The following is a 10,585-nucleotide window of genomic DNA, read 5'->3' as shown; positions in this document are numbered from 1 at the left end:
CCTTCTAAAATTTGACCCGTAACTGTCCTGTGAAGGAATTACCACCGTAAGCACTTGTGCCAGTTTCTTGATTTCGGACATTACTAAAGCTATAGCCCAAGTCTGCTTCTATACTGGGCGACAGTTTTACTGTACAGCGCGTTTGATAGGTATTGGCGTTGTCAAATTCTCCTTTAAGTCGCTGCCGTCCTAAATTGGCAGCAAGGCGACAGCGTAAGAAATTAGTAATATCTCCCTCCCAAGCCACCTCACCGTTGTAAACTAGGAAATCTGGTGGAGAAAAATAGCCACTTGTGCGTTCTAAATCGCGATCGTAACTCCAAGTAAATAAGTTAGCTGCCAAAGAAAATTGTCCGAACTTGCGCTCTAATCTACTAAAAGACTGCACATCGGAATTACCATCGTTGTAACTACCCAAACGCAATGAGGAAAACAAGCTGGTGTCACGGTCAATCTGCCAGTATAAATCAGGCCCAAATCGCCAAGCAGTAATTTGATTGTCTAAAGTTCGAGCATTTGATTTATAAGGCCCTTGTTCTAAATTCCCTGATAGTACTACTACCGATAGCAATCGACCTGATGACGAAACTCGCGGCGGCGAAATGGGAGCCTCCACCTTAGCATTGAGATTGAGAGCTGTGGGTAAACGATTGAACACATCGACTCCAGCTGCTGTTTGTAGAGTCGCTTGTCCAATTTTTCCTTGCCATCCAACTTGCAAGGGAAAATTGGTTACTGATTCAACACCGCGTTGCTCAAAGAAGTTAAAACCTGTCTTGAAAAAGATTTTATTGCCATTTCTCAATCGAAACTGAACTGTTGGCTCAAGGAAAAAATTAGTTTGGCCAAAGTTGTCTGTCTCATAGTGATAGTCCGTATCAATACTTTCCAAAACTGCATCCGACGTTTTTGGTTTGGTGGAAGTTGTTGGTGGACTAGAATTCTGCTGTGGTGGTTCGGGTAGCGGTGGCGGACTAGAATTTTGCTGCGGTGGTTCGGGTAGCGGTGGCGGTAATCGCAAATCAGGATTGAAGTTTTCGGGTGCCGCCATCAAAATAGGTGTTGGCTCTAACTGATAGGGGAGTGGTTTTGAGAATTGCTCTGCTGACTCAGGATTAACTGTGGTGACTTGCTCAGTCAATCCTGAGGGTGATTTCCAGGTTTGATGTGCTTGGGCTGCTTGTAACTTAGCTGCTGATAATATCCAAATACCTACGCTACAGATTACTCCCAAATGAATCTGTAGGCATCCTAAAAGAAATACAGTGTACAAACTATATCGAGAAACAAAGAGATAAGGTCTAAAAATATATACCATCGGTTGATACTATATTTGTAAATGAAAAACTGGCTGCCAAATAATTTTCTGGCTGCTAGCTGATGTATTCGGACTGGGATTATGATGCCCATAATCGATGCTTGTTAAAACATAGGAAAGGCAAAAGGCATAAAAACGTTAATTTGGCAGGATATAGAAGTTCCCAGATGCATGAAGTACATATTAAAACCTCACCCCCAACCCCTCTTTTTATCAAGAGGTTGGGGGTGAGGTTAAGTTGTACCTCATTCTGATTATGAAACGCTATATTCGAGTCGATAGTTAGTGTGATTTTGAGCAACTGCCAACAGTGATTGTTGAGTCTGCTATTCCCATCTCAAAGTTTTCAGCATTGTCAACCTCAAGACTTCGGAGCAATTCTCGAATTACATCTGTTGCTGGTCTTCCTGTGAGAGTACAGTAGTGTTCAAGTTTCTTCATTTCCTCGGTTGTGAGATTTATTGTCAATCGTTTAACAGCCCATTTTTTCTTCATAATTTTCTTTGATCTTCAATATGTTGCTTTTTCTTTAAATCACCAAGTCATTACAATTACTCCCGTAGTGCATAGCCTACACCACGGACTGTATGAATCAAACGTCTTTCATTATTTTCTTCCAACTTGAGTCGCAAGTAACGAATATAAACCTCAATAATATTAGAATCACCCATGAAATCGTAACCCCAAACTTTCTCTAAAATTTGATCTCTAGTAAATACTTGACGTGGATGTGAAAGGAGATATTCTAATAAATCAAATTCTTTTGCTGTTAACTGAATGCTTCGTTTCTCTCGAAATACTTCACGGGTGCGCCGATTTAAGCTTAAATCTTCAAATTGCAACAAATCCTCGTCTGTTTCTTGCGTGCGGCGGAGATGAGCGCGAATTCTAGCTAATAGTTCCTCAATGCTGAAGGGCTTAACTACATAATCATCAGCTCCTGCATCTAATCCTGCCACGCGATCGCTGACTTGATCTTTTGCTGTCAACAAAATCACTGGTAGTGTACTACCTGTTGTTCGCAAACGTCGACAAATTTCCAAACCCGTCAACCCTGGAAGCATCCAATCCAGAATCGCTAAATCTGGTGATGAGTCTCGCGCCAGAGTCAAGCCTGCGATGCCATCATGGGCGACACTTACCCGGTATCCTTCGCTATTAAGTTCTAATTCGACAAATCGCGCCAGTTTGACTTCATCTTCCACCAAAAGGATATGTGCTGTCATATTTTTGCTCCTAAAGCAGGTAATGTGAGAATAAAAATGCTACCATAACCTGGCTTTGAAAGGATGGCAATTTTGCCTCCTATACCTTCAATTAGGTGTTTCACAATCGATAAACCCAAACCTACTTTGCCAGTTAAACGAGGGCTGCCTTTATTCTCACAGGAAACGGGGTGACTTCCAAATAGATTACCCGATGCTTAAATTTCTGGCATTGCTGATTAGATGTAGGAATCTTGGTGTAGAAATCTTGCATTGCAAAGTATCTACAAAGGTTTTGAAATCACGCAAAATTATTTTCATCCTGGAATTCGGCAATACCAAATTTATCTGTCATCTGTACTATATCTGCAATCAAATCAAGAAACTGGGGATCTAAGTCTTGCAATTTTTACAAATTAGATAGAGCTATTATATGTAGGTAAACTAATTGTAAACATACTCCCTTCTCCTAACTTTGATTCCACACTTATACTACCTCCCATACCTTCTACAAGTGTCTTAACAATCGATAAACCCAAACCACAACCCCCAGTAGTATGAGAGCGAGATTCATCTACACGATAAAATCTCTCAAATATGCGTGCTTGCTGTTGCAAAGGAATGCCATAACCTTTGTCACAAACTTGAATAATAGCCCGTTCTTGAAGCCGATCTAACTTAAAAATTATGGGTGTGTCAGCATCAGAATACTTAATGGCATTATCAATTAAATTTAGTAACACTTGTTTAAAGCGGCTATAATCTGCTTTGATTTCAATTGGATAAATTTCTGACTCGATTGTAATTGGGCGATCGCTATATTTTTTTGCCATCAAGACCACTTCTTCAACCAAGTCATTCAGCACATAAGATTTCATTTGAAAGTATAAATAACCACTATCTGCACGTGCTAGATCAAGTAAATCTTGTAGCAGACGGATAGTGCGTTCAGCTTCTGATGCCGCAGTTTCTAAAGCTTCTTGTTGAGTTTGAGTTAAGTTATTCTGCCTTCGCAAGACGCTCTGCAAATAACCATGTACAATCGTTAAAGGTGTGCGTAATTCGTGAGAAACATTACTCACAAATTCTCGCTCTTGCTCCCATGATTGGGAAAGGCGCGATAACAGCATGGTTAAAGTTTGAGCTAATTCTTTAACTTCACTGGGTGCATTATCAAGATATAGCTGCGCTTGTCCTAAGTCTTCAGCAGAAATCACAGAAGCCATTTGATTTAGCTGGCGCAGAGGTTGCAGAGAACGCTTAATATAAAATGCGATCGCAGCAGTTAAAACAAGAATTGCCAAAACACTAGTAATACCTAAACTCTGCACCATTACTACAAACATTCTCTGTTCGTGGGTAATATCCTTGACTACAAATAACTCACCGAGTAACTTACCCTGTACTCGCACAGAACTACCACACAAAACAAAGTAGCTTTGGTTCACTTTGTAAACTTGTGGTTTAATCGGCATCTTAGTCAGGGTCATTAATTCAGCTACCGTAGTATCAGATAATAAATCCAAAGTAGTAGATTTTGCTAAAATTTTATGATCGGGACTTTTTAGCCATAATAATATGTTGGTATTTGCCAAATTATTAATAGCCTTTTGCAACCCAGTTTCAGGTTCCATCATTTCACTATAAATTTGCACATCTTGCGGCAAGCGCTTGGCAATTTGTTCTATATTATATTTATGACTATCAACTAAAATTTGCTGCATTTTCCAACTAGTCCATGTAGCGAGGCTACCTAATACCAAAGCTGAAAATGATGCAATACCAACCGTGAGGCGTGATTGTAAGGAAAATGGATCTATATTTATCCCAACTTTTCTGATTTGCTTCACTGTTTCGGTTGCGTTTTAGGTGTTTAATAAGGCTTGAAAAATAAAATTAGACTGCTAAATGTAAAGTTACTGTTAACCGCTACATCTTTAGTTATAGCAGATTTGAACTTACCTCTGTTGCATACCTACAGTGAAAAGTGCAGCCATTCCCAAAAGATTGCTAAATATTTTGATTTAATTGCCATCTTAAATCTGCAAATTATTGTCTAATAATAATCTAAATGCATTTACTAGCAATTAAATTAATTTCTGCTGAGAATTACCTTAAGATTTTTAATCATCGAAATTGATTACGAGGCGGGATAGTAACAACAAACCTTTTTCATGAAAGCGAGAGAGAATCAGATTTGGATGTTGCTATGTTAAAGCGCTCGCGTCTTTATCCTTCTCTATTTCTAGTTCTTGATGCCATGTTTCATATTCACCAAATTGCTAGATTAATTTGGCAATTAAACCTGTCCAGCCAGTTTGATGACTAGCGCCAATTCCGGCTCTATTATCACCATGAAAATATTCATAAAATAAAATCAGATTTTGCCAGTATGGATCGTTTTGAAACTTTTGCATTCCACCACAAACAGGACGTTTACCAGAGGCATTTCACAAGAAAATTCTGGTTAACTGCTGAGATAATTCTGATGCAACTTCCCAAAGTGTCATCATTTGACCATAACCTGTTGGATATTCCACTTGAAATCGTCTCCTAGATAATAATGAAACTTTTGCAGAGATTGAATTAGGATGAAATTCACCGGAAACCAAACGGGGTCACGCCAGTTAGAATTACCACCAAATAAACCACTGCTAGATTCAGTCAGTTCATAATCGACTTGAAATTGCGAACCATTGACATCAAAAATATAGGGATTTTCAGCATGAAATCTCGAAAGTGCCCGAATGCCATAAAGTCCAAAAAATCTGATTTCTTCTTGGGTTAGATTTGTCATAATATCATCCTGTGCATATCTGCATTTTAGTTCAGTTAATTTGCTATCTGGAGTATCCTTTCTTTAACTGAGATGGTACTGAAGTTTTGATTAAAAATTTATAGAGCAATTGATACAATTCAAATTTAGGATAAACTTAGGATAAAACTATATTAAATTTTGTTAATAATTTCAACTGTTTGACTTTTAAATTTGGAGAAGAACGATGTTTTTAAAAAAGTCACTATATATTTATATGTAATCAAATCTCAGGTTTCTATGAAATTTTATTTTATAAAAAAATATCCCAAAAAGTTGAGCAAAATACCCTATTTAAAGCATAATTCTATAGCTTGTAGTGTCTTGTAAAAAAAATGAGTAGTATACTTGTATTTATAGTTACTCAATTAATATATGGTAGAGGTAAAGCTTTCTCTTGAAGGTGAAGAAACTGATATTGCCGCTGAAAAACTGTTTGAAACCACTGGTCTACAGGGTAGTTGGGAGATAGCATCAAATTCTGTGACTACCAAAGAAGGTACATTGGCAGTGATAGGCACTGTGATCGGGATTGTAGGAGGTACAGTCGCAGTCGCAGAACAAATCCGTAAATGGTATCAGGAACACAAACGATCTAATAAGAAGTTTGATGTAGTACTTGTAGGTGATGATGTGCGAGTTGTCTTAGAGAATGCCACTATTGAAGACATCTGTGCAGTGTTAGAAGAGTTGGAGAGTTAATGTGCAGACGCTTTACATCAAATTAGTACCGCTTGAAAAACACTTTGTAGAATTGCGTTATGCAGTGGGATATCCAGCAAGATATGAAACACAACAGCTTGATGTATCGTCAATTGAAAACTTAATTCAGAGGGCAAAAGGTAGTTACTACATGCTGATGCCTGATTTAAAAGGAATTGGGTATCAATTATTTTGTTGGTTGGATGGAACTGGCAGGTGGCTAAGTCGAGCAATTAATAATTGCACAGAGGAAGGGTTAATTCTGGCGCTAGATGTGCGTGAACGATTAGGGCATCTGCCTTGGGAGACGTTGCATAATGGAGAGCAATTTTTAATAGAACGTGTTAATCCAGTTGTTGTACCAATACGTTGGGTTGATCGTTCTGTTCAAGATTCAGAGGATACCCAGCAACGTCCTTTACGGATTTTATTCATGGCTACATCGCCAGAGGATGTAGAACCGCCACTCGATTTTGAACAGGAAGAAGCTCAAATTTTGACAGAAATAAAAGATATTCCTCTTAATTTACGAGTAGAAGAAAGTGGTTGTATTGCAGAACTAAATAAACTCTGGGGACGTTATCGTGAACCGTTCGACGTGTTTCACCTGACGGGACATGCGTCTATCAAGGATGAACGACCGTTTTTTCTTACAGAAACTGAAACTGGCGAACTCCACGCTGCTTACGCATCAGAGATTGCTTCAGCTTTAAGGTTTCGTATACCACAGCTAGTATTTTTATCAGGCTGCCGAACAGGTGAAGCGGCGAGTGATGGTGCAGTATCTTCTTTAGCTGAATCATTAATTGAGCAAGGTTGTCGAGCCGTTTTAGGATGGGGACGACCGATCGCAGATGTAGTAGCTACACAAGCCGCAGCATATCTCTACAGCAAACTGGCTGCCGGGTATGAACTTTCGGAGGCACTTGCCAGTACTTATCAATATCTACGAGAGGCTAAGGTAGAGGATTGGCATCTACTTAGGCTTTATATCCGAGGTCAGTGTCCAAAAGCATTGGTTGAACCATTCGGCGATCAGGTATGGTTGCCAGAAGAACCGATTTATGAACAGTTTCTAGATTCGCAGGGAATTGTTCGGGTTGCCACACCACAGGAGTTTGTAGGAAGACGCAGAATACTGCAACGTAGCTTAAGAACATTGCGAGCAGCAGATAAGTTAGGTGTAATTTTGTATGGTTTAGGTGGAGTTGGCAAAAGCACTGTTGCAGCAAGGCTTTTAGAACGTTTACAAGGCTATGATGAAATTTTTATCTATCGGCAATTAGATGAAGATAAATTGCTAAGGCAGCTTGCTGAACAATGTCTTTCAGAAACGGGACAGAAAATTTTACAAAGTAATCTGCCACTCACACAAAAGTTAACCAAATTCTTACGAGAAGGACTCAATGAGCAAGCGCAGAGACTAATCTTTGTTCTTGATGACTTTGAAGCAAACCTGGAATTGAGAACAGATGGTAACGCAGTCCTAAAGCCTGAAGCTGTAACAGTCTTGATATCTCTATTGAAGGCAATAACTCAATCCCGTCTTCCACACCGGATGATTATTACATCCAGGTATGATTTTTTGCTTCCAGAGCTAAATCAGCGATTGTATCGAGAGCAGTTAGCTGCCTTATCAGGTACTGATCTACAGAAAAAATGTAACCGTTTAGTATCTTTTGCACCTGGTTCTGAAATTGATCGAGAGTTACAACTCAAAGCGTTGGCAACTTCGGCAGGTAATCCTCGCTTGTTGGAGTGGTTAAACAAAGTTTTACAAGTGCAACAAGTTGGTAAAACACAAATCCTAGAACAGGTAGAGAAAACCACCCAAGAGTTTCGTGAAAGTATTCTGGCCGAGGAACTACTGAATCGACAACCAATAAAATTACAACGAATGCTGGCGTTTGCCTTGGTGTATCACTTACCAGTACCTCAGTCTGCAATAGAAGTCCTTTGTCCTAAAACTTTCGATGTAAATAGTTATATTTCTAGAGCAGTTGGATTAGGTTTACTTGAGTGTATACATTCTCAAGAAGAAACTTTGTATTATGTTCCACGAATTATAGAGCCACTTCTTGATTTTCCTAAAGATTCCATAGAATTATACAGAACTGCTGCGAAACATTTAGATGAAATATGGTTTACCAAAGGTATTGTAAAGAGCATGGAGGCAGAGGAAAAACTATCAGAAAGCTTTCTGCTTAATGATCCTTTTGAGCAAGCCATGCCGACTGATAGATTGTTTGCGTTGTATCAACTCGCAACTAAAGCTTTTAACCCAGACTTATTAACTAGAGCAAATTGGTTTTTAGTCATGCGGCTCAACCGCCAAGGAAGGTACAGAGAAGTAGCTACGCTATGTAAATTTGTCCGTGATGGAGCTTACGGTTACTTAGGAATCCATATTGTCACTTGTAACCTCCTCTACTACTTAGCAAAAGCACAAGAACATATCGGTGAAGTGGACGAAGCTTTGCATAACTATCAACAGGCATTAGAGATATGTTCACCTGAGTATGAAGTTCTAAAAGCCTCAATCCTTCATGATTTAGGAGATTTATACGTTAAGCAAGGTAACTATCAAAAGGCACTAGAAATTTGCCAACAGGTAATTAGCATTGAAGAAAAATATAACAATAAGCTCGGCAAAGCTAAGTCTCTTAGTCAAATAGCAGATATTAAGAGAGAATTAGGTGAACCTGAAGAAGCGCTTAGATTATATATGGAAGCAATGGAGCTTGCTGAAGAAACAGGAGATAAAAATTTACTCTATGGTGTACAAAATAACATTGCCACTCTTCAAGTTTATCTTGGTCAAACTGATGCTTGGGATAATCTATTACCAAGTTTAGTTTCACACAAAACGCAGTCCCAAAACCTTGAGGATAAAATTCCATTACTCAGCAATACTGCAATGCTCAGGCTCAAACAAGGTGAAATAGAAGAGGCAAGAGAGATTTTAGAGCAGTTAAATGTCTTGCTGCCCCAAATTGATAACTCTTGGCTCAAGGGAACGCTTTTACATAATCTAGCCACTTTCCGCTCAGAGTGTGGTGACCGTGAGCTTGCTTTAGAGCTTTACAATCAAGCTCTTGAATTGCACAGAAAGAATGGCGATCAACCGCGTGAAGCATTGACACTTCAGGAGATAGGAATTTTTCATGAGCGTCAAAATAATATCAATGAAGCTTTAAAGTTTCTCGAAGATGCATACCATTTGTCTTTGAAAATTAAAAATCAAGACACTCAAGCCTATGTATTGATACAAATTGCATCAATACTCATTGATCAAGATAATTTAGATAAGGCAGAAAAGAAGCTAAATACAGCTTTAGAAGTAATTAACACAGTTAATAATCATAAAAATCATAGTTTTGCTCTTATAGAAATAGGAAGACTTAAAATAAAACAAGGAAGTTATGAAGCAGGAGCAGATTCTCTAAGGCAAGCTTTAGAAAAATGTAATTTAGTTGTTGATGTTGTTCTTCGAGCTACTATTCTTAAACTTCTAGGAGAAGTTATGTCTTTTTTGGGTGAAGTAGATGTAGCAATTGAGCATTTAACAGAATCCTTAAATATTTATCAAAAACTAAATTGGACTAAAGATGTCGAAGAAGTTAGAGGGCTAATTAAGAATGCTCAACTAAAAAAACCTACACAGTTGTATCAAGCAGCAGCAACCGAAACCGAAAAAGGTAATGCGAGAGCGGCACTTGATTTACTTGAGCAAGCCCTGCCTATGATCGAAGAACTTGGTGATCAAGAAATCAGAGTAGGCATTTTGCTATCAATGGGAAACCTTTTAATACATGAAGGAGATTTTCGGGAGGGTGTTAAAAGAGCATCTCAAGCGATTGAGATTGCTAAACAGCATAATCTTCCTGAAAGGGAAGATATAGAAAATATTGCTATTACAGTACAGTACGGGAAACTAAAACACCTTTTCGATTTGGCTCAAGAAAAATGCGAAAGTCAAAAATTTGACGAAGTACTAAATTTAGCTCACCAATGTTTAGAACTTTCAGAAATATTAAAGGATGTTCACTGGTGTTCAGAAGTTTTATCAATGCTTGGGCAAATCAAGGCACATCAGGGCAATTATCAAGGTGGACTACAAGATTTGGAAAAGGCGGTTTCTCTGGCTCAAGAAAATCAACTTGATGGAGTTGACGAATTACAGGAAATAATTTTCACAGTAAAGAATAATCAAGCAGTTCGCTTACATGAACAAGCTAATTTTGCTGCTCAACAAGGAAATTTAAAAGAGGCAATTGAACTTGCTCGAAAAGCGTATGAATTTCAGTGCAGTGTCAATAATAAAAACAGCCAACCTGCTACTTTAGGCTTGCTCGGACAACTGTTGCTAGCCCAAAATAGATCCGCCGAAGGATTAAAGCAGCTACAGCAAGCATTAGATATTGCCCAAGAACTACAAGCACAAGAAGCTATAAATCAGCTTCAAGAGATGATTTCCGTATTTTCCAAGAAGACTGAAGACCAAGATATTGGCGGTGAGCAATTATAGAGTTTTATGCGATCGCA

General features: G+C 38.6%; 6 protein-coding genes and 2 pseudogenes. 2 read left to right on the top strand and 6 right to left on the bottom strand.

Going from position 1 to position 10,585, the window contains the following annotated elements; all coding sequences use genetic code 11:
• Positions 1-4 precede the first annotated feature (4 nt).
• The 6 genes and pseudogenes from NLP_RS25050 to NLP_RS25025 all read right to left on the bottom strand — a co-directional run.
• Positions 5-1,318, bottom strand: a complete 1,314-nt coding sequence (locus tag NLP_RS25050) for a hypothetical protein (protein ID WP_104908688.1) — start codon at positions 1,316-1,318, stop codon at positions 5-7.
• A 282-nt stretch (positions 1,319-1,600) separates the two neighbouring features.
• On the bottom strand, positions 1,601-1,813 hold the full coding sequence (locus tag NLP_RS25045) for a CopG family transcriptional regulator (protein WP_104908687.1): 213 nt from the start codon (positions 1,811-1,813) through the stop codon (positions 1,601-1,603).
• Positions 1,814-1,869: 56 nt separating this feature from the next.
• Positions 1,870-2,544: a response regulator transcription factor gene (locus NLP_RS25040; RefSeq protein ID WP_104908686.1), complete on the bottom strand. Its 675-nt coding sequence runs from the start codon at positions 2,542-2,544 to the stop codon at positions 1,870-1,872.
• Positions 2,541-2,678 (bottom strand): annotated as a pseudogene (locus tag NLP_RS25035) (ATP-binding protein); the annotation flags it as partial. The gene NLP_RS25040 and the pseudogene NLP_RS25035, both read right to left, overlap by 4 nt.
• A 261-nt stretch (positions 2,679-2,939) precedes the next feature.
• Entirely contained in the window at positions 2,940-4,373 is a 1,434-nt protein-coding gene (locus NLP_RS25030) for a sensor histidine kinase (protein ID WP_104908684.1), read from the bottom strand.
• Between the two features lie 357 nt (positions 4,374-4,730).
• Positions 4,731-5,302 (bottom strand): annotated as a pseudogene (locus NLP_RS25025) (MGH1-like glycoside hydrolase domain-containing protein); the annotation flags it as partial.
• A gap of 411 nt (positions 5,303-5,713) precedes the next feature.
• Here NLP_RS25025 and NLP_RS25020 point away from each other — a divergent pair.
• Positions 5,714-6,040, top strand: a complete 327-nt coding sequence (locus tag NLP_RS25020) for a hypothetical protein (protein ID WP_104908683.1) — start codon at positions 5,714-5,716, stop codon at positions 6,038-6,040.
• A 1-nt stretch (position 6,041) separates the two neighbouring features.
• Complete coding sequence (locus NLP_RS25015; RefSeq protein WP_104908682.1) at positions 6,042-10,568, top strand: tetratricopeptide repeat protein; 4,527 nt, start codon at positions 6,042-6,044, stop codon at positions 10,566-10,568.
• Positions 10,569-10,585 lie beyond the last annotated feature (17 nt).

It is taken from the genome of Nostoc sp. 'Lobaria pulmonaria (5183) cyanobiont' (assembly GCF_002949795.1).
GTDB lineage: Bacteria > Cyanobacteriota > Cyanobacteriia > Cyanobacteriales > Nostocaceae > Nostoc.
This window is presented reverse-complemented; position numbering and strand designations above follow the sequence as displayed.

Bases quoted from the DNA above. Each gene is read 5' to 3' on its own strand.
- NLP_RS25050 (WP_104908688.1), bottom strand. From the start codon at position 1,318: ATGGTATATATTTTTAGACCTTATCTCTTTGTTTCTCGATATAGTTTG.
- NLP_RS25020 (WP_104908683.1), top strand. From the start codon at position 5,714: ATGGTAGAGGTAAAGCTTTCTCTTGAAGGTGAAGAAACTGATATTGCC.
- NLP_RS25040 (WP_104908686.1), bottom strand. From the start codon at position 2,544: ATGACAGCACATATCCTTTTGGTGGAAGATGAAGTCAAACTGGCGCGA.
- NLP_RS25045 (WP_104908687.1), bottom strand. From the start codon at position 1,813: ATGAAGAAAAAATGGGCTGTTAAACGATTGACAATAAATCTCACAACC.